The sequence below is a fragment of the Elstera sp. genome, assembly GCF_044372965.1.
In the GTDB taxonomy this organism is placed as follows: Bacteria; Pseudomonadota; Alphaproteobacteria; order Elsterales; family Elsteraceae; genus Elstera.
This window is the reverse complement of record NZ_JBILQX010000007.1, coordinates 1-23,096: the sequence shown is the minus strand read 5'-3', so window position 1 is coordinate 23,096 and position 23,096 is coordinate 1. Positions and strand designations below refer to the sequence as shown.

Here is a 23,096-nt window from a genome sequence, read left to right as displayed (position 1 = left end):
GCGGGTGCGGTCGGCTGAGCGACCGCACCCGCTGCAAACCTTAGTCGATACTGGTTTCCGGCGCGAGATAGACCCATAGCGCCTCTTCCGGAATATGCAGGCGCACCTGCCGGTCGGGTTCGGATTCTTCCTGGCTATAGGCGCGTAACAGCACATCGCCTAACTGGCAGACGACTTCCAACCGTTCACCCAAGTAGAGCGAATCGATGACCGGCGCGAGGATACCCTCGGCCGCCGTCGCAGGAAGCAGCCCGATTTTTTCGGTGCGCAGAATCACCACCACCGGCTGCCCCATCGTCAGCGGCTGTTGGGCGCGGCCCGTGAAGCTTTGCCCGGCAACGTCGATCGTCACCCGGCCCCCATCCACATGGGTCACGCGCCCTTGCAGGTGATTGTTCGACCCCATGAATTCAGCCGCGAAGAGCGAGGCGGGCTTCTGGTAAATCTCGCGCGGGCTGCCGTCTTGATCGACCCGACCGCCGTTGAGCAGCAGAATCCGATCGGCCAAGGCCATCGCTTCCACCTGATCGTGGGTGACGCAGATCGCCGATAGGCCGCGCTCGTTAATCAGCCGCCGCAGCCAAATCCGCGCTTCTTCGCGCAGTTTGGCGTCGAGGTTCGACAGCGGCTCGTCGAGCAAAATCACCTTCGGCGCATAGACGAGCGCGCGGGCCAAGGCAACGCGCTGCTGCTGACCGCCGGAAAGCTGATGCGGGTAGCGTTCGGCGAGCTTACCGAGGCCCACGCCATCCAGCGCGTCCTTCACCCGTTGGTCAAGTTCCGCCCGGCCGATTTTGCGCAGCTTCAACGGATAGCCGACATTTTCAGCGACGGTCTTGTGCGGCCAGAGCGCGTAGGATTGGAACACCAGCCCCAGGCCGCGCGCTTCCGGCGCAAGATTAATGCTCGCCTCGGAGTCATAGAGCGTCGCCCCGGACAGGATGATTTTACCCGCCGACGGCTGTTCCAGCCCGGCAAGAGCGCGTAGCAAAGTCGTCTTGCCGGACCCGGAGGCCCCGAGCAGGGCGATAATGCTGCCCGCATTTGCAGTGAAGGAAACGCCCTTCAGCACCTCCACCGCGCCATAGCGCAGGCGGAGTTGGTCGATTTGAATATCAGCCATTGAGTTTAACTCCGAAGCGCAGGGCAAGAGCCAGCCCCGACACGATAATGAGGGTATTGACCACCGCGAGCGCCGAGACGAGATCGATCGCGCCCGTCCCCCACAGGGAAACCATCAGCGACCCGATAACTTCCGTCCCCGGCCCCAGCAAATAAACCCCCGTCGAATATTCGCGCGCGAAAATCAGGAAGATCAGCAGCCAAGCGGCAAACATGCCTTGGCGGGCCAGCGGTAGGGTTACATCGCGCGCAACGCGGCCTGCGGAGGCCCCCACCGTCCGCCCGGCTTCTTCCAACTCCGGCGCAAGCTGCATGAGTGTGCCGGAGATGATCCGCAGCCCATAGGCGAACCAGACCACCGAATAGGCGAGCCAGATCGACAGCATCGTACTGCGGAACGGGTTGAGGATGGGCACGAACAGGAAGATCCACAGCATCGCCAACCCGGCGACCAGCCCCGGCATGGCGCGCGGCACCATCGCAATCGCATCCACCAGCTTCGCCAAGGGCGAGGGCCAGCGGTGCATGGCAATCGCAATCGCACCATAGGCGGCCACCGCCATAGCCCCGCCGATGGAGGCAATCCCGAGCGTATTGATAATTGCGCGCGTGACGTTCGGATAATTCGCCAACTCGCGGAAATGGTCGAGCGTGAGCACCGAGAAGAGATCGACCCCCTCGCCCCAACGGCTGACCAGCGAGCGTAAGAGAATCCCCGCCAGCGGAATGACCACGGTCACGAAGAACCACAGGAAGATCACCGCGAAGGCCGCCCAGCGCCAGCGCCCCAGATCGATCGGCTGATGGCGGCTCGCCTTGCCCTTAATCGAGACATAGCGGTTAGCGTGGCGTAGCAACCAGCGCTGCAAGGCAATCAATGGAATAGCGATAATGACAATCGCCACGACGACGACGGCCATCAACTGATAGGAGGGCACGCCGAGCTTATTGGTGAGCTTATAGAGATATGTGGAGAGCACCAGCACCCCTTGCGGGTCGCCCAGCACCAGCGGCAGGCCGAACAGCTCGAAGCCGAGGAAGAACACCAGCACGGCGGCATAGAGCACGACCGGCATAATCATCGGCAGGCTGACCGAAACGGCCACATACCAGGGGCTTGCCCCCGCAATCCGCGCGGCTTCCTCGATATCCGACCCCAGGTTGCGCAGCGCCGCCGAGGCATAAAGATACACATGCGGCACATGGGTTAGCCCGGCAACGACGCCAATGGCGGTGATCGAGTAGATCGACCAGGGCACGAAGCCGAAAAGCTGTTTGGCGAAGAGCGAGACGAACCCCACCGGCCCCAGAGTCACCACATAGCCAAACGCCAGAACCACCGACGACATGAACACCGGCACCAGAACCATCGGCTCCAGAATCCGCCGCCCCGGCACATTCGTGCGCGTAATCAGGAAAGCGAGGATAACGCCGAGCGGCACGGCGATGACGGTCATCAGGCCCGCCAAAAAGGCCGAAACGCGCAAGGCTTCCCAAAAATCATCATCCTCCCAGATAAACTCATAGGCGGAGAAGGTCAGATGGGTGCGCGCTTCAAAGAACGGCCCGCTGAGAAAGCTTTGATAGAGAATGAGGACGACGGGGGCGAGAACAACCAAAGTTGTCAGGCCCAAGGTCGCCCAGCGAAAATTTCGCATAGCACGGCCATTTCCGGCGCGCCCGAAGCCGCGCCCTTACAAGAGAAGAGGAGACCGGACGGCTCGCGCCCGGTCTCGATACATAGAAAAGAAGTAGGAAAGGGCTTATTGGCCCTTCATGGCCTGCTGCCATTGCTTCAAGAAGCGCAGGCGTTTGACTTGGTCGAGCCCGTCGAGCAGCGCATCATCGAGCGCAATCGGGGTGACGGCTTTGCCAACGGCGTTCTGGACGGTTTTGATCGTCACACCTTCGGTAACATCGTCGCGCACGGCGAACAATTGCGCTTCGCCCGCAATCAGCTTTTGCGCGCGCACCGACAGCAGATAATCGAGGAAGACTTTCCCCGCGTTCGGGTTCTTGGCTTTCGCGGGCACGAAGGCGGCGCGCGTCGTGACCAGGGTGAAATCCTTGGGCATGATGATGCCAAGGTTCGGGTCTTTTGCTTGGCGCGACAGGGCGTAGGAGCCAAAGATACCATAGGCAATGGAATGCTCGCCCGAGGTGACTTTTTCCACCATCGCGCCCGCCGAGGTATAGGTCTTCAGCGAGACTTGCCCGAGTGCTTTATTCAGATCCCACGCCTTCTTCCAGAAAAACTCATCCTGATTGAAGAAGTAAAAACCAACGCCCGAGCGTTCGGGATCATAGGCGGCAACCTTATCCTTCAGGCTCGCGCCTTTGGTTTGCAGCAGCGTCAGCAGGGCTTCATGCGACGTTGGCACATCGGCTTCGGGCAACATGCGCTTGTTGTAGATGATCGTTACCGGCTCGGCGGTGGTGCCATAGACCATATCGCGGTAAATCGCCCAATCCGGCAGATGCTTGGCTTCCGGCGATTGATAGGCCAGTGCATAACCGCCCGAGGCCAGCTTTACTTGCAGATCGGGCGCCGACGACCAGGTGACATCGGCGGTGCCTTGGCCCGAGGCGACTTCGGCGATGAAACGATTATAAAGCTCGGTCGAGTTCAGATCGCTGTAATCGACCTTGATTCCCGGAAAAGCCGCTTCGAAATCCTTCACCAAGCCGCTGGCGAGGGCCGAATCGGTGGTCGAATAGATCGAAACCTTGCCTTCTTTCACGGCGGCTTCGATGGTTTTGCTGTAATCGGCGGGATAGCCCGCTGGAATTTCGGCAGCATTGGCGATGCCCGCGACGAGCAGCAGGCTCACCGCGCTTGAAGTCAGCAGCAGACGAACGGAGGACGGACGCATGGTTTTCTCCCTAAATTTTTGACGGGTATTCTAGCGACCCTGTTTCTCGTATAGAGCAGGGAACTGTCATCAAGCTGTCGGAGGCGCAAAAAGACGCCCGAAGGATGCGGAAAGGGGGAGGGATGCGGTTGCTGGTCATCGAGGATGCGGAAGATTTGGCCCACGCCGTGCGCCGCCATTTCGCCGACCAGGGCCATGCGGTTGATCTCGCCGGAACCGCCGCCGCCGCGCGCGATTATCTGGCGGTGACGGTCTATGACGCCGTGCTGCTCGACCTTGGCCTGCCCGACGATAGCGGCAGCCATGTTCTCCAGGATTTGCGCCAGCAGACGCCCGCGCCGCCCGTGTTGATTATCAGCGCGCGGGCCGGGCTTGAGGATAAGTTGCAGCATTTCGCCCTGGGGGCCGACGATTACCTCAGCAAACCCTTCGATCTGCGCGAGCTTGAAGCCCGCTTGCAGGCGCTGCTGCGCCGCCACGGCGGGCTTGCCGCCTCGGTGATTCGCCTCGGTAACTTCACCTTCGATGGCGCGGCGAAACGCGCTTCGGTGGGGCCGGTCGGGCTCGAGTTGGGGCGGCGGGAGTTTCGCTTGCTCGAGTATTTCGTCGCCAGCCGTAACCGCATCGTCAGCAAGGATCAGATTCTCGAACGCCTGTTCAGCCACGACGAGGAGGTGGGGTTGAACGCGGTGGAGCTTTACGTGTCGCGCTTGCGGCGGAAGCTGGAGGCGAGCGATTTCACCATTCGCACGATTCGTGGCTTGGGTTATGTGGCCGAACTTACGCCGCCCGCCTCCCCCTAAGCCGGGGGCGCTGCGGCGGCGGCTGTATCGGCGCTTGGGTGTAGCGCTGATCGTGCTGCTCGGGCTGCTGGGCACGCTCGCCTGGCGCTATGCCAATACCGCGAGCGAGCGGGCCTTCGATCACCTTCTCTCGGCCTCCGCCCTCACCCTGGCCGAAGGGTTCCGGCTGGAAGGGAATGCGTTGCGCGCCGATGTGCCGCCCTCGGCCTTCGCTATGCTCGCCCGCCTGACCGATGATCGCGTTTTCTATCGGCTGCTCGACGACGATGGCCGCACGATTACCGGCTACCCCGATCTGCTCCCGCCCCCCGCGCCGGACGCGCGCCAGGACGCGAGTGAGCCCCAGTTCGTCACCACCACTTATAAGGACGTCCCGATCCGCCTCGTCGCCGTGCGCCGCCTGCTGACCCAAGGGGAGCGGCCGCGCTGGGCGGTGACGCTGGTGGCGCAAACCCTGGTGCAGCGCCAAGCCCAGGCGCTTGAAATGGGCGGCTATGCCGTGCTCGGCCTGCTTGTGCTGGCTGGGGCCGCCGCCGCCATGATCGGGCTGGCGGTAACGGAAGCGCTGCGCCCGATTGTCGATTTGAAGCAAGTGATCGCCGACCGCGACCCGCGCGACTTCACCCCCCTGCGCCAACCCGTGCCGGAGGAAATTCAACCGCTGCAACGGGCGCTGAATAGCCTGCTTGCGCGCTTTGAAAGCTCCCTCACCGAAACGCGCACTTTCCTTGCCGACGCCACCCATCAAGTGCGCACGCCGCTCGCCAGCGTCATCACGCAAACGGAGGTTGCCTTGCGCGATGCCACCCCGGCACAGCAGGAACAGCTTCAGCGGATTCTGCGCAATGCCCGCAGCGCCGCCCGTATTGCCGATCAACTGCTGACCGACGCGACCATCGGCAACCGGCTGGAACTCACCCCGCGCACGCCGCTGGCGCTCGCCCGGCTCTGCGCCGATGTTATCAACGACCGTTTAGGCGGCGCGGGCGATACCAGTCTCAGGCTCTTCATTTCCGACGACACCAGCGCTACGGCAGAAATTTTGGGGGATCGCGGCGCTTTGGCCGATGCCCTGCGCAACCTCATCGATAATGCGTTGAAATATGGCCCCGCCACTGGGCCGGTGGAGATCAATTTGCACAGCGATGCTAACCATCTCAACGTAACCGTCCGCGATTATGGACCGGGGATTGCGCCGGAAGACCGCCCGCGCGTGCTGCGCCGGTTCGAGCGCGGCTCGTCCCGGCTTCCAGCCGATCGGTTGGGCGGCAGCGGCTTGGGGCTTGCCATCGTCCAGCGCGTTGTGCGCGGCCACGGCGGCCAGATCGATTTGTTGAACGCCGACGGCGGCGGTCTTGCCGTCACCTTGCGCTTTCCGCACCTACCCGAGGGGGAGACGCAAAAATGATGCGTATTTTAACCCTACTGCTTCTCTTTGCGGGAATTGCGCACGCCGAGCCGCTCGTCATCGTCGGCTCGACCGACCGCGCCGCCTTCGCCCCGCTCATCGCCGCCTTCGAGCAGCAAGCGCGCGACACCAGCGTCACCTATCACGAAATGGATACGGTGCCGCTGCATCAGGCGATTCTCGACGGAACCTTGCCGTTCACGCCCGATATCATCATTAGTTCGGCGATTGACCGGCAGTTCCGGCTTGCTAACGATGGCTACGCCTTACCCCATCGCTCGGCGGCGACCGCGCGGCTGCCGCCCTGGGCGCGCTTTGCCGATTCGGCCTTCGGCTTCACCTATGAGCCGCTGATTTTCGTCGCCAGCCGCCGCGCCTTCGCCGGGCGCAAGCTGCCGACCAGCCGCGCCGCGTTGCTCGCGCTTCTCGCGGAGGAAAATTTCGGACTTGGCCCCGTGGCAACCTATGATCCCATCACCAGCGGGCTCGGCAATATCCTGGGTAAAATCGACCACGCCACCAATAGCCAATGGGCGCCCTTCGTCACCCGTCTCGCCCAGCATGGGCTGAAAACCTACTGCTGTTCGGGCGATATGCTGAACGCGCTGGACCGGGGCGATGTTAGCCTTGCCTTCAATGTTCTCGGCTCCTACGCCACCCAGCGCCAAGCGGCGGGGGCGGAAATCGATCTGATCTATCCCGCCGATTACACCCTGGTTATCGCCCGCGTCGCCATGATCCTGCGCAGTGCCGCCCATCCGCGCACCGCCGCCCGCTTCATCGATTTTCTGCTATCGTCCGACGCGCAAACCATTCTAGCGCGGGAAACCTATCTCTCGGCCATTCTGCCCATCCCCGCCCCCGGCCTGAGCCCGGCGACAATCAAAGAGCAGGCAACCGGCCCCTTACGCCCCATCGCCCTCGACGCCACCCTGCTGGCCTATTCCGACGCGCTGCACCAGCAAGGGTTTATCGCGCTCTGGCAATCGCTGGTAACGCAGCCCTGACAAAAAAAAGGCGCTTCCCTTGCGAGAAGCGCCCTCCTTGACCTAACGCGAGATTAGCCCTTGGTCGGCGGGGTCGCCGGCCAGGATTTAATCAGCGTGTCGTAGTCGATGGTTTCACCCTTCGGCTTTTCGTTGGCCAGCTTGCGTTGCGGTGCGAGCGTGCCCGCCGCTTCAGCTTTCTTGAACCAATCTTCCGCCGTGGTCTTCGGGTTTAGCTTCGGCCCGCAATCGCCCTGAACGCCCGAGCGTTCCAGACGTTCCATGACCGAATCCTGGGCTGCCGCCAGAGCATCCATCGCGGCTTGCGGGGTTTTTGCGCCCGACGAAGCATCGCCGATGTTCTGCCACCAGAGTTGGGCCAGCTTCGGATAATCCGGCACGTTGTTCCCGGTCGGCGTCCACTGCACGCGCGCGGGCGAGCGGTAGAATTCGATCAGGCCGCCCAGTTTGGGCGCGCGTTCGGTGAAGCTCTTATCCCAAATGTCGGACTGACGAACGAACGTCAGGCCCACATGGCTTTTCTTCAGGCTGGCGGTCTTCGACACGGTGAACTGAGCGTAGAGCCACGCGGCCTTACGGCGATCCACCGGGGTCGATTTCAGCAGGGTCCAAGAACCGGCGTCCTGATACCCAAGCTTCATGCCCTCTTTCCAATAGGAGCCTTTCGGCGAGGGGGCCATGCGCCATTTCGGCGTACCATCGGCATTCATCACGGCCAGGCCCGGCTTGACCATGTCGGCGGTGAAGGCGGTGTACCAGAACATTTGCTGGGCGATATTGCCTTGCGCCGGAACCGGACCCGCTTCCGAGAAGGTCATCCCTTGCGACTGCGGCGGGGAGTATTTCTTCAGCCATTCCAGATATTTGGTGATGGAGTAAACCGCCGCCGGGCCATTGGTGTCGCCGCCGCGCTCGATGGACGAGCCGGTGGGACGGCAACCGTCCATGCGAATGCCCCATTCGTCGACCGGCTTACCGTTCGGCAGGCCCCGATCGCCGTTCCCCGCCATCGAGAGCCACGCATCGGTGAAGCGCCAGCCCAAGGACGGGTCTTTCTTACCGTAGTCCATATGGCCGTAGACTTTGACGCCGTCGATTTCCTTCACGTCGTTGGTGAAGAATTCGGCGATATCTTCATAGGCGGACCAATTGACCGGAACGCCCAGATCGTAGCCGTATTTCGCCTTGAATTTTTCCTTCAAGTCGGCGCGGTTGAACCAATCATACCGGAACCAATAGAGGTTGGCGAACTGCTGGTCGGGGAGCTGATACAGCTTACCGTCCGGGCCGGTGGTGAAGGATTTCCCGATAAAATCGTTAATATCCAACGTCGGCAGCGTTACGTCCTTGCCTTCGCCCGTCATCCAGTCGCTCAGCGGCACGGCCTGCTGATACCGGAAGTGGGTGCCGATCAGATCGGAATCGTTGATCCAGGCGTCATAGATGTTCTTGCCAGACTGCATCTGAGTCTGGATCTTTTCGACCACATCGCCTTCTTGGATGAGATCGTGGGTGACCTTGATCCCGGTGATTTCACTGAAGGCCTTGGCCAGAACCTTCGATTCATATTCATGGGTGGTGATCGTTTCCGACACCACATTGATTTCCATGCCCTTGAAGGCTTCGGCGGCTTTAATGAACCATTCCATTTCCTTCAACTGCTCTTCTTTCGAGAGCGTCGAAGGTTGGAATTCACCATCGATCCAGCGCTTGGCGGCTTCCATATCCGCCCGCGCCGCGCCCGCTGCGAACAGCATCGCGGCGGCTGAGACGGAGATGATTAAGTTACGGGTCATCGGCTTCCTCCTGTTGAGTTTTAGTCCGCCGGATTATCCGGTCTTCTTCTAAGCGAAGTCGCCCCTAGACCCAGCGGAATACCGCTGCGGCATAGATCAGGGAAACTCCTGAGGCCCACCAGACGTCGGGCGAAATCAGCCCGAGCCAAGCGAGATGGATAAAGGCACTGCCGAGCAAGGAGATGAACAGGCGGTCGCCCCGCGTGGTGGGGATGCGCAAGACCCCCACCCGTTCAATCTCAGGCCGCAGCACGGCCAAAACGGTTAGACTTATCAGCAGGGTAGCAATCCCGCCGAAAAAGAGGGCGGTTTGCCACGTCCAGGCCATCCAAGCGAAATGTGACATGGGGGCGCTCCTCTAAACGCGGCCCAGGGCAAAGCCCTTGGCGATGTAATTGCGCACGAACCAGATGACGATGGCACCGGGCACCATTGTCAGCACACCGGCGGCGGCCAGCAGGCCCCAGTCCATCCCAGCGGCGGAGATTGTGCGCGTCATCGTGGCAGCAATGGGTTTTGTATCCACACTGGTTAGCGTGCGCGCCAGCAGCAGTTCCACCCACGAAAACATGAAGCAGAAGAAGGCCGACACGCCGATCCCCGAAGCGATCATCGGCATGAAAATCTTCACGAAAAAGCGCGGGAAGGAATAACCGTCGATATAGGCGGTTTCATCGATTTCCTTGGGCACGCCCGACATGAAGCCTTCCAAAATCCACACGGCGAGCGGGATATTGAACAGACAGTGCGCCAGCGCTACCGCAAAGGGCGTATCGAACAACCCAATCGCCGAATAGAGATTGAAGAACGGCAGCGCGAACACGGCGGGCGGGGCCATGCGGTTCGACAGCAGCCAAAAGAACAGATGCTTATCGCCCAAGAACCGATACCGCGAGAAAGCATAGGCGGCGGGCAGCGCCAGCGAGATCGACAGCACCGTATTGATCGCCACATATTGCAGCGAGTTCAAATAGCCCGAGTACCAGGACGAATCGGTGAAAATCTTGATGTAATTGGCGAAGGTCAGCGTATGGGGCCAGAGGGTATACCCGCTGATAATTTCCGCATTCGTCTTCAAACTCATGTTGATGAGCCAATAGATCGGCAACATGAGGAAGACGAGGTAGGACCCCATAACAAGGCGGCGTGTGAGCATGGTTTAACTCCTCCGCCCTTTGGCATCCATCTGGGTCATCACGGTATAGAAGACCCAGCAGACCGCCAGAACGATGAGGTTATAGACAATCGAAACGGCGGCGGCCTTGCCAAGGTCGAACTGCCCCAGCGCCAGCTTCACCAAATCGATGGAGAGGAAAGTGGTGGAATTGCCAGGACCTCCGCCCGTCACCACGAAGGGCTCGGTGTAGATCATGAAACTATCCATGAAGCGCAACAGCACGGCAATCAGCAGCACGCGGCGCATTTTGGGCAGTTGGATCTTGCGGAACACGGCCCAGCGCGAGGCCCCATCGATGCGCGCAGCCTGATAATAGGCGTCGGGGATCGACTTCAGCCCGGCGTAGGAGAGCAGCGCGACCAGCGAGGTCCAGTGCCACACGTCCATCAGCACAATCGTCACCCAGGCCGAAAGGGCATTCTGCGAATAATTATAGGGAATGCCGAGACCATTCACGACCGCGCCGAACAGGCCGATGTCTGAGCGGGCGAAGACCTGCCAAATCGTGCCCACAACGTTCCACGGCACGAGCAGCGGTAGCGCCATGACGATCAAACAGGCCGCAACCGTCCAGCCCTGGCGCGGCATGGCGAGCGCCACCGCGATTCCCAAGGGCACTTCGATGGCAAGAATGATCCCGGAGAACAGCAGGTTCCGCCACAGCGCATCGAAGAAGCGCCCGCCGAGGTCCGTACTCGGGTCCAACAGTTCGATGAACCAGCCCACGCCGTTCCAGAAGAACTGATTATTACCGAACGTATCCTGCATCGAATAATTGACGACCGTCATCAGCGGTAGAACCGCACTGAAGGCCACCACCAGGAAGACCGGCAGTACCAGCAGCCAAGCCTTGTTATTTTCCGTCTTATCCATGACGCACCTCCTCGGTCGGCGCGCGGCGGAAGCCGCCTTCATAGAGATGCAGTGCGCGCGGATCGAGCACCACGCTGGCCTCGGTGCCGTTGATCGCGGCCCCTTCTGGCACGGTGGCAATCAACGCTTGGCCGGCGAGTTCCACCCGCGCGATGCGCGAGCGCCCCAGATCGTCCACGCGCTTGATCTGCACCGGCAACCCGGTGCCAAGCGGCGCGAGGGTGACATATTCCGGGCGAATGCCGAGTTCGAGCGGGCCGTTCCCCGTGGGACGACCGATATGCGGCGCGGCAATCGCTTGATCGCCCACATAGGCCGTGGTCCCCTCCAGGCGGCAGGGGAGAATATTCATCCCCGGCGAGCCGATGAATTTCCCAACGAACGTATGATCGGGCCGCTCGAATAAATCTTCCGGCGAGCCGCTTTGCATCACCCCGCCGTCGTACATCACCACCACTTGATCGGCGATGGTCAGCGCTTCGGTTTGATCGTGGGTGACGTAAATCAGCGTCAGCGGCAAGCGCCGATGCAATTCCTTGATCTTCGAGCGCAACTCCCACTTCAGGTGCGGATCGATCACGGTCAGCGGCTCATCGAACAGAATCGCCGACACGTCCGAGCGCACGAGCCCGCGCCCGAGCGAGATTTTCTGTTTCGCGTCCGCCGTCAGACCGGTTGCGGGGCGGGAGAGATCGCGGCCCAAATCGAGCATTCCGGCAATCTCGCGCACGCGGGCATCGACTTCCTTCTCCGGCACCCGGCGATTGCGTAAGGGGAAGGCGAGATTATCGTAAACGCTCATTGTGTCGTAGATGACCGGGAACTGGAACACCTGGGCGATGTTGCGCTTTTCGGTCGGCAGGGTCGAAACATCGACCCCATCGAACAAAATCTTGCCACGCGACGGAATAATCAGCCCGGAGATGATGTTCAGCAGCGTGGTCTTGCCGCAGCCGGACGGGCCGAGCAGCGCGTAAGCGCCGCCGTCGTCCCACGTCCGCGTCATCGGCTTCAGCGCGTAATCCGCGTCCGACCCTGGGTTCGGGTGATAGGAATGGGCGAGGTCTTGCAGGTCTATGCGCGCCATGATCGCCTCACGCTGCCAGGGCCGCATCGGCTGCTTCGACGAGCGCACCGTTGGGGGAAAAGAGATAGAGCCGCTTGGGGTCGAGCGACAGGCGAATCGGCGCGCCGGGATCGACCTTCACCACCCCGCGCGCCAGGGCAACCCAGCGGTCTTGCCCCGCATCGACGTGGATATAGCTTTCCGACCCGGTGATTTCCGACACGGCCACATGGCCCGCCAAGGTCAGCGCCCCATGAGCGCCCTCGGTGAGCGCGGCGTGATGGGCTCTAAAACCGAAAATATAAGCCCCATCGGCAACCGCGAACCGCCCGGTTTCAAACTGGCTGCCATCGGGCAGGCGATAGGTATTGCCGCTTTTCCAGACCGACACCGTGTTCAGCGGCGGGTCCGACAGGACTTTCGCGGTCGTCAGATCCTGCGGTACGCGGTAAATATCCGCCGTGCGCCCGAACTGCGTCACCCGCCCTTCCCATAGCGTCGCGGTATGGCCGCCGAGCAGCAGCGCTTCCGTGGGTTCGGTGGTGGCATAAACGAAAATGCTGCCCGTTGCCCCGAAGATACGCGGCAGTTCCTCGCGCAATTCTTCGCGCAGTTTATAGTCCAGATTGGCCAAGGGCTCATCCATCAGCACCAGATCGGCCCCTTTCACCAGGGCGCGGGCAATTGCTGTGCGCTGCTGCTGGCCGCCGGAAAGCTGCAAGGGCGTGCGCTGCAAATAAGGCTCCAACCGCATCAGTGCCGCCGCTTCCCGCCCGCGCTTTTCGATTTCAACCTTATCGAGACCTGCCACGCGCAGGGGCGAGACGATGTTTTCGAAGACCGACAGCGTCGGGTAATTGATGAACTGCTGATAGACCATCGCCACCGAGCGCTTGCGCACCGGAAGGCCGGTGATATCGCGCCCATCGAAGCTCATCGTGCCGGAGGTCGATTTATCGAGCCCCGCCATCAGGCGCATCAGGCTGGTTTTACCCGCGAGCGTCGGCCCCAGGAGAACATTCACCGTGCCACGATCCAGCGTCAGCGTCACATCGGTAATGTGATCCTCACCCATGACGCGCTTGGAGATATTTTTCAGGCTGAGACTCATGGTGCACCGCCTGCCGAGGCCATAAAGCGCATCAGCGCGGCCACATCGGTCGGGGCGAGTTTCAACCCGAGTTTACTGCGCCGCCAGAGAATATCATCTGCCGTCCGCGCCCATTCTTCCCGCATCAAATAGAGAACCTCACGTTCAGTCAGATCGGCCCCGAAACTTTGGCCGAGATCGGCAAGGCTTTTCGCCCCGCCTAAAAGAAGATCGGCGCGCGTGCCATAGGTGCGGGCGAGCCGCCAAGCATGCGCCGCTTTGAGAAACGGATAGCGCTGCTGGAGGCCTTGCACGAGGGCATCGAACCCGGTCACGGGGAAATCGCCGCCGGGCAGCGGCTCCCCGCCGGTCCAACCTTTCGGCTTTTTCGTCGCGGACGGCAGATGCGGCCCAAGTTTTTCCAGCACCGCTTCGGCCAAGCGCCGGTAGGTGGTGATTTTACCGCCAAAGACGGAGAGCAGCGGGGCGGCTGTGCCGGGGGCGTCGAGCGTCAGCACATAATCGCGCGTCGCTTCCTGGGCTTTCGACGCGCCATCATCGTAGAGCGGGCGCACGCCGGAATAGGTCCAGACCACATCGGCTTCCGTCACGGGCTTGGCGAAATACTCGGAGGCTGCGGAGCAAAGATAGGCAATTTCCTTGGGCGTCGCCGCCACTTTGGCCGGATCGCCCGTATAATCCTGATCGGTGGTGCCAATCAGGGTAAAATCCTGCTCGTAGGGAATGGCGAAAATAATGCGCCCGTCGCCATTCTGGAAAATATAGCAACGGTCGTGATCGAAGAGCTTCCGAACAACAATGTGCGAGCCTTGAACGAGGCGCACTTTCGCCGTGCCGTTCGAGCGGATGCGCTGGGTCAGCACGTCCGCCACCCACGGCCCCGCCGCATTCACCAGCGCTTTCGCGATGATCTGCTGCCGGGTGCCATCCCGATGCTCCATCTCTAGCAGCCACCGGTCGGCCCGGCGTTCGGCAGAGATAAAGCGCGTCCCGGTTTCGATCTGCGCCCCGCGCGCCTTTGCGTCCATCGCGTTTAGCACGACGAGGCGCGAATCCTGCACCCAGCAATCGGAATATTCGAACGCCCGCGCGAACCCTGGCTTTAGCGGGGTGCCCGCCGCATCCCGGCGCAGATCGAGCGTGCGCGTGCCGGGCAAAAGCTTCCGCCCGCCCAGATTATCGTAGAGAAACAGCCCGAGCCGCAGCAGCCATTGCGGGCGCAAGCCCTTGTGATGCGGGAGCACAAAGCGCAGCGGCCAAATAATATGCGGGGCCAGCGCCCACAGAATTTCGCGTTCAATCAGGGCTTCGCGCACCAGCCGAAACTCGTAATGCTCCAGATAGCGCAAACCGCCGTGAATAAGCTTGGTCGACCAGGACGAAGTGCCGCTGGCCAGATCATTTTGCTCGCACAGATAGGTCTTTAGCCCCCGGCCTACCGCGTCCCGCGCGATACCGCAGCCATTGATCCCACCGCCGATGATCGCAAGGTCGTAGACCTGCTCCATCTTTCCTCCCCCAAACGCAGGATCTTCGCCCGCGCGTTTCCTTATTTCGTTTTATCGTATTCGCGCCTCAATCCGAACTCAAGAGGGATTCACAGTGCTGCAATGCGATATTTTGCATAAATTATTAAGGGCCTCAGCCAAGCCATCGAAATCGAGCCGAAATATCGTCCGTTCATTTATAACACAAATATGCGGTCGGCCAGTTTCGTGCCATCGAAACCTTCTTTAAACCGCCAACTCATCTTCCGAACCGCCCACTTCCTGCACTTCCACCGAATGTTCGCGGCAGATATCGCCAATTTTTCCGTCAGGAAGCCGGTCGGTAACGAAGAGATCAATCTCCGAAACATGACCGATTCGCACCGGCGCGGTTCGCTCGAATTTCATTTTATCAGCCACCAGGATCACATGGCGCGCGTTTTCGATAATCGCGCGCGACACGCGCACTTCCCGATAATCGAAATCCAACAGCGCGCCCTCGTCATCAATCGCCGACGCGCCGATAACCGCATAATCGACCTTAAACTGATGGATGAACTGAACCGCCGCCTCGCCCACCACCGCGCCATCAACCCGCCGCACCGGCCCGCCCGCAACGATCACATCGATATGCGGGTTCGGGTACAGAAGCGTCGCCACATTGAGATTATTGGTAATCACCAGCAAATCTTCGTGCTGGCTGAGGGCTTTTGCGACCTCTTCGGTCGTCGTGCCGATGTTGATGAACAGCGAGGCGCGGTTGGGGATGTGGCGGGCCGCCGCCAGACCAATCGCCTCTTTTTCGGTCTGCGCCACAAAGCGCCGGGCCTGATAGGCGAGATTGCTGACGCCGGACGAAATAATCGCCCCGCCATGCACGCGCGAGAGCAAGCGCCGCTCACACAGATCGTTGAGGTCCTTACGGATGGTTTGCGGCGTCACCTCGAAGCGCGCCGCCAAATCTTCCACCGTTACCCGCCCGTTCGCGCGCGCCTGTTTTAGAATCTCCTGCTGACGGTCGTTTGTAACGGTTTGCATCCGCAGATCGGGGCGAATTGCTTGCAACGTGGCACGCGCCATAGGGTTCCCTCCCGCCATTCAATCTTCTTTTTTGCGCGCTTTTTGCGCTTCATAAGCCTATACCGCCATCCGAACTTTCGAAACAAACCGATCCACTTCGGTCGAAAGATGCCCCGTATCATCGCGCAGGATTTGCGCCGCCGCGAGGCTTTCCCCCGCCGAGCGCCCCACAACGGCGGCGGCTTGCGTCACATCCCCCAAAATCGTCGCGGCTTCCGTGCTGCTTTCGGCGGCAATATGCAACCCGCGCGCAATTTCGCGGGTGGAAGCATCTTGCTCGTCTACAGCTGCCGCAATCGTCGCCCCAATCCCTTCGATGCCGACGATAACCGACTGAACGTCCCGGATTGCCCGCGAAACCGTTTCGGCGATGGTTTGGACTTGGCCAATTTGGGCCGAAATTTCGTCGGTGGCTTTGGCCGTTTGGGTTGCGAGCGATTTCACCTCGCCCGCGACCACGGCAAAGCCCTTGCCCGCATCGCCTGCGCGCGCGGCTTCGATGGTCGCATTCAGCGCCAGCAGATTGGTTTGCGCCGCGACCTGATGAATGAGATCAACCACCGTGCCAATGCGTAACGCCGCCGCCGAAAGCCCTTCAACGGTCGTGCGGGTTTCCGTCACCGTCTGCACCGCCGAGCCCGACATATGGGCTGATTCGCTAACCCGTTGGGCGATTTCGGCAATCGACTGCGACAATTGCCCCGCCGCTGCCGCCGCTTGACCGACGCTGTGATTGGCTTGATGGGCGGCTTCCACCGCCTGATCCACCTTGCTGCGGTTCTGTTCGGTCAAATCGCTCATCGCGCGCACGGTGCCATAAACTTTTTCGACCGCGCCTGATACGCGCGTCGCCACCTGCTGAACGTCGGCTTCAAACATAGTAGCCATGGAGAGCATGGCGTCGCGCCGCTCTTGGCTGGCTTGCACACGCTCGGCTTCAACGCGGGCATTGGCTTGCGCCACCTCCCGCGCGGTATCACGAAACACGAGGAGGGCTTGCGACATGGCCGCCACTTCATCGCCGCCGCGCGTGTTGATGTCGGTCTCAAGCTGCCCGCCTGCAATCCGCCGCATCGCTTCGGCCAACTGCTGCAAACGCCGCATCACCGACCGGCCCACGTAAAGCCACGCCAGCAGGAAGATGGAGACGATCATCACGACGCTCAGCCCCAGTTGCACACCGAGCGACAGGGTTGCCTGCGCCTCCGTTTGCGTCGCGGTATCGCCCGCCGTCGCCTGTTGCTCCGTGACCAACGCCGCAACGATCTGGCCCAGCGCCTCCGATCCCGCGACCAAACTGGCTTCGGTTTGCGTTAGTTGCTCTTCTAATTTTCCTTGGCGCACGCGTGTCTCGAACACACCGTCGCCCCCTTGCGCGCGCTTTAAAATCGTTCCCGTCAGCGCGGTCAGCTTCTCCCGGTCGGCGGGGTCAGGATAGGCGGCGACGGCAGTGTTAATGCGATGCTCCGCCCAATTGTAGCGCTGCTGCAACGTGTCGTAGCTGCTGCCGAGCGGCACGCTGGCGCCAGAGGTGATCATTCCAATGGCAAGGTTGGTGTTCGATTGAATATCGAGTAAAGCCCGCAGGGTCGGCAGGTCGGTTGCCGAGAGTTTTTGCGCCGACTCGCCGGTTTTAGGGCCGCCTTCCGTGAGCGCGCGCACCGTGCGCTTCAGATCGATTTCCGTGGTCTCGATCAGCGGACGCACGTAATCATTGAAATCCTCAAAGTCGAACATCGTATCAACGGTGATTTTGTCCAGCCGCTCCTGAATCACAATGCGCTGCGCGCCCAAATCGGCCAGTTGCTTAATCAGCGTTTCATTCTCTGCACTCAGCGCGGTGATTTTCTGAACAGCGGGCGCGCTGCGCATCATGTCACTCATGCGCTGGAGTTTTTCTTTTTGGCTCGCGACCAAACCGCTTACCGCCTGGCTGCGGGCTTTCAACTCGTCGGCGGTTTCAACGCGGGCAAGCCCCGGCGCTTCCGCCCGCAAACTTGCCGTCACCTGGGCCAATTCGAGCGAGGAGACAACCGCCGGTAGGACCGTGCCGCCAAGATTGCCGATCCCGCGCACCGTATCGGTCAACGAGACGAACGACGCGCCGCCGTTCAACGCCGTCAGGCACGCGATGAGCGCAAAGGTTCCATACAGACGGGTTTTGATCCCAAAGCGGGACTGGGCCGTTTGGTTGCGCATGATTCTCTCCCCCGAAGCGCCGCTTATGCGCGCTTTCGTTTTTCTCAGGCTATTTTTCGCTTTGGCCTGTTAGGTGAAAGAGCGTGCCACTTTTACGAGGTTATGACAATCCCGCATCGGCAGGAAACACCCGACCGAGGGCAATAAAACCGGGCGAGGCTTTCTCTATTTTATAATGTTTTGCAGATGCTCACTGCGAACATCGAGTTCTTGACCGCGAAATTCCTCAGCCGCCGAAGATAAGAGCGCTGCGATTATCTTCGCGGGCGCGTCCGGTTGCGCCAGATTGCTGCGATCGCGAAGCCGCTCCGGTGCGTGGCCCGAAGCGCGGATAGCGGTTTGCATGCCGGTATCGACTACCCCCGGCGCAATCCCGAAAACCCGCACCCCCGCCGCCGCATATTCGAGGTGCAGCGACTGGGTAAGCATCGCAAGCCCCGCCTTACTGGCGCAATAGGCGCTCCAGCCCGCAATCGGCTTATGGGCGGCCCCCGAGGAGATATTGACGATGGTGCCGCTACCCTGCGCCAAGAACCCCGGCAGCACCGCTTGAATAACCCACAGCGCCGCCGACAGATTCACGTCGATGGTTTCGGCCCACACATCCGGGTCGGCCTCGTGCACATTTTCCAGCGGGCCGATGATGGCGGCGTTGTTGATCAGCGCCGTCAGCGGACCGAAAGCCTCTTCGAGCGCCTCAAGGGCCTCGCGTAGCCCCGCCCGGTCGCGCACGTCGCACCCCAAGGCGAGGGCCGAGCCCTCAGGAAGCGCGGCCACAACCGCGTCGGCATCGGCCTTGCGGCGCGCGAGCACGCCCACTTTCGCGCCTTGCTCGGCCAAAATCTTAGCCGTAGCTGCGCCGATACCGCGACCGGCGCCGGTAATGAGAACGACGGGGGGGGACATTCAGCGATCCTTTCAGGATTAACTAAGGCGCGTACCTGCCGGAACCGCCCAGCCGCGCAACAGATCATCGGCCAAAACCTGGCCTTTACCGGGGCGTTGCAGGCGGGTGAGGCGCAAAGCCCCCTCCCCCGTCGCCACCGCTAGGGCGGCATCAAGTATGGTGCCGGGTGCCCCCGACCCTGCGACAAGTTCCGCCGCCAGCACCTTCACCCGCTCGCCGTTGATCTCCGTCCACGCGCCCGGACGTGGGGCAAAGCAGCGGATGACGCGGTCCAGGTGCCCGGCGGGCAGGGACCAATCAAGCTTGAGCTCGGCCTTATCGATCTTGGCGGCATAGGTTACGCCCTCCGCAGGCTGAACCTCGGGCGGATAGGCGTCGGGATTGTCGAGATACTGCACCATCAGCCGCGCGCCCATCGCCGCCAAATCATCGTGCAAGCTGCCGCCGGTGGTTTCCGCCGTGATCGGCAGGGCCTCTTTTAGCAGCATCGGGCCGGTATCGAGCCCCGCTTCCATCTGCATAATCGTAATGCCGGTTTCGCCGTCGCCCGCCAGAATCGCCCGCTGGATCGGCGCGGCCCCGCGCCAGCGCGGTAGCAGCGAGCCGTGGATATTGAAACAGCCGCGTTTCGGCGCATCCAGAATCGCGCGCGGCAGGATCAGCCCATAGGCGGCAACCACGGCGGCATCAAGGTTGAGGGCCGCAAAAGCCGCCTGTTCGTCGGAGAATTTCAGGCTGACCGGCGTGAATACGGGCAATCCGTGCTTCCGCGCCAGGCTCTCGACCGGCGAGGGTTGCGGCTTCTGTCCGCGCCCGGCGGGACGCGCGGGCTGGGCATAAACGGCGACGATCTCGTGCCCCGCCGCGATCAGCGCCGCCAGCGCGTGGGCCGCAAACACCGGCGTCCCCATGAAGGCAAGGCGCATGGGGAAACCTTTACGCGACGGGCGCGGCAGACGTGCCGGATTTTTTGACTTTCAGCAATTTGCGCAGAATGATGTTCCGCTTCAGCGCCGAAATATGATCGATGAACAAGACGCCATCGAGATGGTCCATCTCGTGCTGAATGCAGGTGGCGAGCAGGCCCTTGGCCTCCAGCTCCCGCTCAACATTATTCTCGTCCTTGTAGCGCACACGGATTTCCGCCGGGCGGGCGACGTCCGAATAATGCTGCGGCACCGACAGGCACCCTTCTTCAAAGGTCGCGTCATGGTCCGACACCCACACGAGTTCGGGATCGGCCATGCGCAGCGGCGCGCGCTTTTCCGCCTCAGGCGAGATATCGAGCACGATCACCCGGCGCAGCACGCCAACCTGCGGCGCGGCAAGGCCGATGCCGGGCGCGACGTACATGGTTTCGAGCATATCGTCCATCAGGCGGCGCACCTCGGGGGTGACGGTGCCGACGGGGAGCGCTTTTTGCTTCAGGCGCGGGTCTGGAGCGGTGAGAATGGGAAGTAAAGCCATGGGGTTCACATAAGCTGGGCACGCAGAAGCGTCAAGCATGGCAGCCTGCACAGCAGCCCTCTGCCCTCCCGGCCTTCGCTTCGCTATAAGGCAGGGATAAAGGATTATCCCATGTCTTATAGCGTCAAGGAAGCCTTCAAAACCCTGCAAGGGGAAGGGGCTCAAGCCGGGCGTGCGGCAGTGTTTTGCCGCTTTACCGGATGCAATCTGTGGAGTGGTCGGGAAGCCGACCGCAGCGATGCCGTTTGCCAATTTTGCGACACCGATTTCGTCGGCACCGATGGCAGCGGCGGCGGCAAATTCGGGCAGGCGGAAACCCTCGCCGCCCATCTCGGCGCTCTCTGGGGTCCAGACCGTGCCTATCGCTATGTGGTGTTCACCGGCGGCGAGCCGTTGTTGCAATTGGACGCGCCCCTGATCGCCGCGATGAAGGCGGAAGGCTTCACCATTGCCGTTGAAACCAATGGCAGTCTGCCCGCGCCTGAGGGGATCGATTGGATTTGCGTCAGCCCGAAAGCGGGTGCGCCCTTTGTTCAGCAGCGCGGCCACGAGCTAAAGCTGATCTTCCCGCAAACCGCCCTGACGCCTGAGACCTTCGACGGGCTGGACGCCGACGCTTTCAGCCATTATTGGCTCCAGCCGATGGACGGGCTGAACGATGGCGGCGTGATGCGCAGCCGCCATACCGCCGCCGCCGTCGCCTATTGCCAAGCGCACCCGCGCTGGCGCCTCAGCCTGCAAACGCACAAGATGATCGGGATTCCGTAGCCGTGTTCGAACTCTCCAAGCAATTTTACTTCGAGGCCGCCCATACGCTGGAGCGGACAATCGAAACCGAGAGCAGCCGACGCATTCACGGCCATACCTACCACGCGGAAATCACCGTGCGCGGCAGGCCCGACCCGGTCAGCGGGATGATTCTTGATCTTGGACTGTTCGCCCGCGCCCTTGATGCCGTGCGCGCCGAGCTTGACCATCGGTTTCTTGATGACGTGCCGAACCTCGGCCCAGCAACGCTGGAAAACCTCTGCGTTTATCTGTGGAAAAACCTCGCCCCCAGCCTGCCCGGCCTGAACCGCGTGGCGGTGTGGCGGCAGGCGAGCGGCGATAAATGCACCTACTTCGGTCCCGATTCGACCCGTGAGGAGGCTTAATCATGGCAATTCCCGAAACTGCATTGGTGCTTTTCTCGGGTGGCCAAGATTCCGCCACCTGCCTTGCCTGGGCGCTCGACCGCTTCGATCTCGTCGAAACCATCGGCTTTGATTACGGCCAGCGCCATAAGGTCGAACTTGAGTGCCGCGACACCCTGCGCGCCGAAATCGCCGCCCAGTTTCCGCAGTGGCGCGGCAAGCTGGGGCCGGACCATTTACTCGATCTCGGCGTTGTCGGCACGATCAGCGACACGGCGCTGACCTCGGACGCGGCGATTCAATTCTCCCAAACCGGGCTGCCGAATACCTTCGTTCCGGGCCGCAACATTCTGATGTTCACCGTCGCCGCTGCGCTGGCCTATCGGCGCGGCGCGCGGCATCTGGTGGGCGGCATGTGCGAGACCGATTATTCCGGCTATCCCGACTGCCGCGACGATACGATCAAAGCCCTGCAAGTCGCCCTTGGCCTCGGCATGGATCGGCGCTTCGTGCTGCACACCCCCCTGATGTGGCTCGATAAAGCCGCCACTTGGGAATTGGCGGAAGACCTGGGCGGCGTCGATCTCGTCGAACTCATCCGCCGCGACAGTCATAGTTGCTATTTGGGCGACCGCGAGCACCTGCACCCCTGGGGCTTCGGTTGCGGCACCTGCCCGGCCTGCCAACTCCGTGCCAAGGGCTGGGAAGCCTATCGCGCCGATCCGCCCGATTTGGCGACCACACCCTAACCCTGTGCTAGACGCCTCCCCGCCCCTGCCGCAGAATGGCGGCGCAACACAGGCGGGGGCGATGGCACAGCGGCGGCGCAATGGGTTTATGGTTGGGGTTTTCGTCACTCTCCTCGCGACGCTGGCGGCGATGGGGGCGGTGCGTATTTCGCTGGAAGGCCCCCCCTCCACCTATCGCCCCATTCGCATCGGCCTGCTCATCGCGCGCACGGGGCCGCTGGCCGTAGCCGACCGCAATGTGGAAAAAGCCCAGCGCCTTGCCATTCAAGAGATTAACGCCAAGGGCGGATTGCTGAACCGGCCGCTGGAGCCAATCGTCGTCGATACCGAGTCCGATAGCGCGGTTGCCCTGGCGGGGGCGCAGCGGCTGCTGGAGCGGGAAAAAGTCCCGGCGCTCTTCGGCTGCGCCACCTCCGGTTGCCGCAAAAGCCTACGCCCGATGGTGGAAGCCGCCGATTCGGTGCTGGTCTACCCCTATCCCACCGAGGGAATGGAGGAATCGCCGAATATTCTTTCGCTGGGGGCCGCGCCGAACCAGCAGATCATCCCCGTCATCAAATGGTCGATGGACACTTTTGGGCGGCGCATTTTCTTTATCGGCAGCGACGGCGTGAACGCGCGGATTGCGGCCCAACTGACGCGCCTGCAAATCACCGCCCTGCGCGGCCAGATGGTTGGTGAAGAATATATGACCGCCGACACGCGGGATTTTGGCCTGATCACCGCCCGCATTCAAGCCGCCCGCCCCGATGTGATTTTCAATTTCGGCACGGGAACGATCAACGGTGCCTTCATGGTCGCCTTGCGCGGCGCGGGGATTATGTCGAACCATACCCCC

Annotated in this window: 22 protein-coding genes; 7 read left to right on the top strand and 15 right to left on the bottom strand. The window is 61.6% G+C overall.

What is annotated here, in order from left to right; translation table 11 throughout:
- Nucleotides 1–40: 40 nt before the first annotated feature.
- From ACIQ36_RS02135 to ACIQ36_RS02125, 3 genes are all read right to left on the bottom strand, one after another.
- The gene (locus tag ACIQ36_RS02135) at nt 41–1,123 is read right to left on the bottom strand and encodes an ABC transporter ATP-binding protein (protein WP_395825131.1); all 1,083 of its coding nucleotides are present in this window, start codon (nt 1,121–1,123) and stop codon (nt 41–43) included.
- Complete coding sequence (locus ACIQ36_RS02130) at nt 1,116–2,780, bottom strand: ABC transporter permease (RefSeq protein WP_395825128.1); 1,665 nt, start codon at nt 2,778–2,780, stop codon at nt 1,116–1,118. Before ACIQ36_RS02130 ends, ACIQ36_RS02135 begins: the two co-directional genes overlap by 8 nt.
- A 105-nt stretch (nt 2,781–2,885) precedes the next feature.
- The gene (locus ACIQ36_RS02125) at nt 2,886–3,995 is read right to left on the bottom strand and encodes an ABC transporter substrate-binding protein (protein ID WP_395825126.1); all 1,110 of its coding nucleotides are present in this window, start codon (nt 3,993–3,995) and stop codon (nt 2,886–2,888) included.
- Between the two features lie 122 nt (nt 3,996–4,117).
- Between ACIQ36_RS02125 and ACIQ36_RS02120 the strand changes: the two genes are divergently transcribed.
- The 3 genes from ACIQ36_RS02120 to ACIQ36_RS02110 are packed head-to-tail and all read left to right on the top strand — an operon-like array spanning nt 4,118 to nt 7,213.
- Nucleotides 4,118–4,798 (top strand): response regulator transcription factor, encoded by a 681-nt coding sequence (locus ACIQ36_RS02120; protein ID WP_395825123.1) that lies wholly within the window; start codon nt 4,118–4,120, stop codon nt 4,796–4,798.
- The gene (locus tag ACIQ36_RS02115) at nt 4,764–6,206 is read left to right on the top strand and encodes a sensor histidine kinase (protein WP_395825120.1); all 1,443 of its coding nucleotides are present in this window, start codon (nt 4,764–4,766) and stop codon (nt 6,204–6,206) included. Before ACIQ36_RS02120 ends, ACIQ36_RS02115 begins: the two co-directional genes overlap by 35 nt.
- Complete coding sequence (locus ACIQ36_RS02110) at nt 6,203–7,213, top strand: ABC transporter substrate-binding protein (RefSeq protein WP_395825117.1); 1,011 nt, start codon at nt 6,203–6,205, stop codon at nt 7,211–7,213. Before ACIQ36_RS02115 ends, ACIQ36_RS02110 begins: the two co-directional genes overlap by 4 nt.
- A gap of 53 nt (nt 7,214–7,266) precedes the next feature.
- On the opposite strand, the gene ACIQ36_RS02105 is transcribed toward ACIQ36_RS02110, so the two are convergent.
- From ACIQ36_RS02105 to def, 12 genes are all read right to left on the bottom strand, one after another.
- Nucleotides 7,267–9,009: an ABC transporter substrate-binding protein gene (locus ACIQ36_RS02105; RefSeq protein ID WP_395825114.1), complete on the bottom strand. Its 1,743-nt coding sequence runs from the start codon at nt 9,007–9,009 to the stop codon at nt 7,267–7,269.
- Nucleotides 9,010–9,073: 64 nt separating this feature from the next.
- The gene (locus ACIQ36_RS02100; RefSeq protein WP_395825111.1) at nt 9,074–9,355 is read right to left on the bottom strand and encodes a DUF2160 domain-containing protein; all 282 of its coding nucleotides are present in this window, start codon (nt 9,353–9,355) and stop codon (nt 9,074–9,076) included.
- A gap of 12 nt (nt 9,356–9,367) precedes the next feature.
- Entirely contained in the window at nt 9,368–10,165 is a 798-nt protein-coding gene (locus ACIQ36_RS02095; protein ID WP_395825108.1) for a carbohydrate ABC transporter permease, read from the bottom strand.
- 3 nt (nt 10,166–10,168) lie between these two features.
- Nucleotides 10,169–11,059, bottom strand: a complete 891-nt coding sequence (locus ACIQ36_RS02090) for a carbohydrate ABC transporter permease (protein ID WP_395825105.1) — start codon at nt 11,057–11,059, stop codon at nt 10,169–10,171.
- Nucleotides 11,052–12,146, bottom strand: coding sequence for an ABC transporter ATP-binding protein (locus tag ACIQ36_RS02085; RefSeq protein ID WP_395825102.1), 1,095 nt, complete (start codon nt 12,144–12,146; stop codon nt 11,052–11,054). The genes ACIQ36_RS02090 and ACIQ36_RS02085 overlap by 8 nt, the downstream gene beginning before the upstream one ends.
- A gap of 7 nt (nt 12,147–12,153) precedes the next feature.
- Nucleotides 12,154–13,236, bottom strand: coding sequence for an ABC transporter ATP-binding protein (locus ACIQ36_RS02080; RefSeq protein ID WP_395825099.1), 1,083 nt, complete (start codon nt 13,234–13,236; stop codon nt 12,154–12,156).
- Nucleotides 13,233–14,744 carry a glycerol-3-phosphate dehydrogenase gene (glpD, locus tag ACIQ36_RS02075; protein WP_395825096.1) on the bottom strand — a complete coding sequence of 504 codons (1,512 nt, stop codon included), beginning with the start codon at nt 14,742–14,744 and terminating at the stop codon, nt 13,233–13,235. Before glpD ends, ACIQ36_RS02080 begins: the two co-directional genes overlap by 4 nt.
- A gap of 225 nt (nt 14,745–14,969) precedes the next feature.
- Nucleotides 14,970–15,761 (bottom strand): DeoR/GlpR family DNA-binding transcription regulator, encoded by a 792-nt coding sequence (locus ACIQ36_RS02070; RefSeq protein ID WP_395825204.1) that lies wholly within the window; start codon nt 15,759–15,761, stop codon nt 14,970–14,972.
- A 99-nt stretch (nt 15,762–15,860) separates the two neighbouring features.
- Nucleotides 15,861–18,002: a methyl-accepting chemotaxis protein gene (locus ACIQ36_RS02065; protein WP_395825093.1), complete on the bottom strand. Its 2,142-nt coding sequence runs from the start codon at nt 18,000–18,002 to the stop codon at nt 15,861–15,863.
- Between the two features lie 165 nt (nt 18,003–18,167).
- The gene (locus tag ACIQ36_RS02060; protein WP_395825091.1) at nt 18,168–18,908 is read right to left on the bottom strand and encodes an SDR family oxidoreductase; all 741 of its coding nucleotides are present in this window, start codon (nt 18,906–18,908) and stop codon (nt 18,168–18,170) included.
- Between the two features lie 18 nt (nt 18,909–18,926).
- The gene (gene fmt, locus ACIQ36_RS02055; RefSeq protein ID WP_395825088.1) at nt 18,927–19,835 is read right to left on the bottom strand and encodes a methionyl-tRNA formyltransferase; all 909 of its coding nucleotides are present in this window, start codon (nt 19,833–19,835) and stop codon (nt 18,927–18,929) included.
- A 10-nt stretch (nt 19,836–19,845) separates the two neighbouring features.
- A complete protein-coding gene (gene def / locus ACIQ36_RS02050) occupies nt 19,846–20,376 on the bottom strand; it encodes a peptide deformylase (protein ID WP_395825085.1) in 531 nt (176 codons plus the stop codon).
- Nucleotides 20,377–20,487: 111 nt separating this feature from the next.
- Here def and queE point away from each other — a divergent pair, with 111 nt between their 5' ends.
- From queE to ACIQ36_RS02030, 4 genes are all read left to right on the top strand, one after another.
- Complete coding sequence (gene queE / locus ACIQ36_RS02045; RefSeq protein ID WP_395825083.1) at nt 20,488–21,144, top strand: 7-carboxy-7-deazaguanine synthase; 657 nt, start codon at nt 20,488–20,490, stop codon at nt 21,142–21,144.
- A 2-nt stretch (nt 21,145–21,146) separates the two neighbouring features.
- Nucleotides 21,147–21,530, top strand: coding sequence for a 6-pyruvoyl trahydropterin synthase family protein (locus ACIQ36_RS02040; protein WP_395825080.1), 384 nt, complete (start codon nt 21,147–21,149; stop codon nt 21,528–21,530).
- Between the two features lie 2 nt (nt 21,531–21,532).
- The gene (gene queC / locus ACIQ36_RS02035) at nt 21,533–22,258 is read left to right on the top strand and encodes a 7-cyano-7-deazaguanine synthase QueC (RefSeq protein ID WP_395825077.1); all 726 of its coding nucleotides are present in this window, start codon (nt 21,533–21,535) and stop codon (nt 22,256–22,258) included.
- A gap of 61 nt (nt 22,259–22,319) precedes the next feature.
- Nucleotides 22,320–23,096: transporter substrate-binding protein (locus tag ACIQ36_RS02030; RefSeq protein ID WP_395825074.1), on the top strand; the 777-nt coding region annotated here is incomplete at its 3' end.

Bases quoted from the DNA above. Each gene is read 5' to 3' on its own strand.
- ACIQ36_RS02135 (WP_395825131.1), bottom strand. From the start codon at position 1,123: ATGGCTGATATTCAAATCGACCAACTCCGCCTGCGCTATGGCGCGGTG.
- ACIQ36_RS02130 (WP_395825128.1), bottom strand. From the start codon at position 2,780: ATGCGAAATTTTCGCTGGGCGACCTTGGGCCTGACAACTTTGGTTGTT.
- ACIQ36_RS02125 (WP_395825126.1), bottom strand. From the start codon at position 3,995: ATGCGTCCGTCCTCCGTTCGTCTGCTGCTGACTTCAAGCGCGGTGAGC.
- ACIQ36_RS02120 (WP_395825123.1), top strand. From the start codon at position 4,118: ATGCGGTTGCTGGTCATCGAGGATGCGGAAGATTTGGCCCACGCCGTG.
- ACIQ36_RS02115 (WP_395825120.1), top strand. From the start codon at position 4,764: ATGTGGCCGAACTTACGCCGCCCGCCTCCCCCTAAGCCGGGGGCGCTG.
- ACIQ36_RS02110 (WP_395825117.1), top strand. From the start codon at position 6,203: ATGATGCGTATTTTAACCCTACTGCTTCTCTTTGCGGGAATTGCGCAC.
- ACIQ36_RS02105 (WP_395825114.1), bottom strand. From the start codon at position 9,009: ATGACCCGTAACTTAATCATCTCCGTCTCAGCCGCCGCGATGCTGTTC.
- ACIQ36_RS02100 (WP_395825111.1), bottom strand. From the start codon at position 9,355: ATGTCACATTTCGCTTGGATGGCCTGGACGTGGCAAACCGCCCTCTTT.
- ACIQ36_RS02095 (WP_395825108.1), bottom strand. From the start codon at position 10,165: ATGCTCACACGCCGCCTTGTTATGGGGTCCTACCTCGTCTTCCTCATG.
- ACIQ36_RS02090 (WP_395825105.1), bottom strand. From the start codon at position 11,059: ATGGATAAGACGGAAAATAACAAGGCTTGGCTGCTGGTACTGCCGGTC.
- ACIQ36_RS02085 (WP_395825102.1), bottom strand. From the start codon at position 12,146: ATGGCGCGCATAGACCTGCAAGACCTCGCCCATTCCTATCACCCGAAC.
- ACIQ36_RS02080 (WP_395825099.1), bottom strand. From the start codon at position 13,236: ATGAGTCTCAGCCTGAAAAATATCTCCAAGCGCGTCATGGGTGAGGAT.
- glpD (WP_395825096.1), bottom strand. From the start codon at position 14,744: ATGGAGCAGGTCTACGACCTTGCGATCATCGGCGGTGGGATCAATGGC.
- ACIQ36_RS02070 (WP_395825204.1), bottom strand. From the start codon at position 15,761: ATGCAAACCGTTACAAACGACCGTCAGCAGGAGATTCTAAAACAGGCG.
- ACIQ36_RS02065 (WP_395825093.1), bottom strand. From the start codon at position 18,002: ATGCGCAACCAAACGGCCCAGTCCCGCTTTGGGATCAAAACCCGTCTG.
- ACIQ36_RS02060 (WP_395825091.1), bottom strand. From the start codon at position 18,908: ATGTCCCCCCCCGTCGTTCTCATTACCGGCGCCGGTCGCGGTATCGGC.
- fmt (WP_395825088.1), bottom strand. From the start codon at position 19,835: ATGCGCCTTGCCTTCATGGGGACGCCGGTGTTTGCGGCCCACGCGCTG.
- def (WP_395825085.1), bottom strand. From the start codon at position 20,376: ATGGCTTTACTTCCCATTCTCACCGCTCCAGACCCGCGCCTGAAGCAA.
- queE (WP_395825083.1), top strand. From the start codon at position 20,488: ATGTCTTATAGCGTCAAGGAAGCCTTCAAAACCCTGCAAGGGGAAGGG.
- queC (WP_395825077.1), top strand. From the start codon at position 21,533: ATGGCAATTCCCGAAACTGCATTGGTGCTTTTCTCGGGTGGCCAAGAT.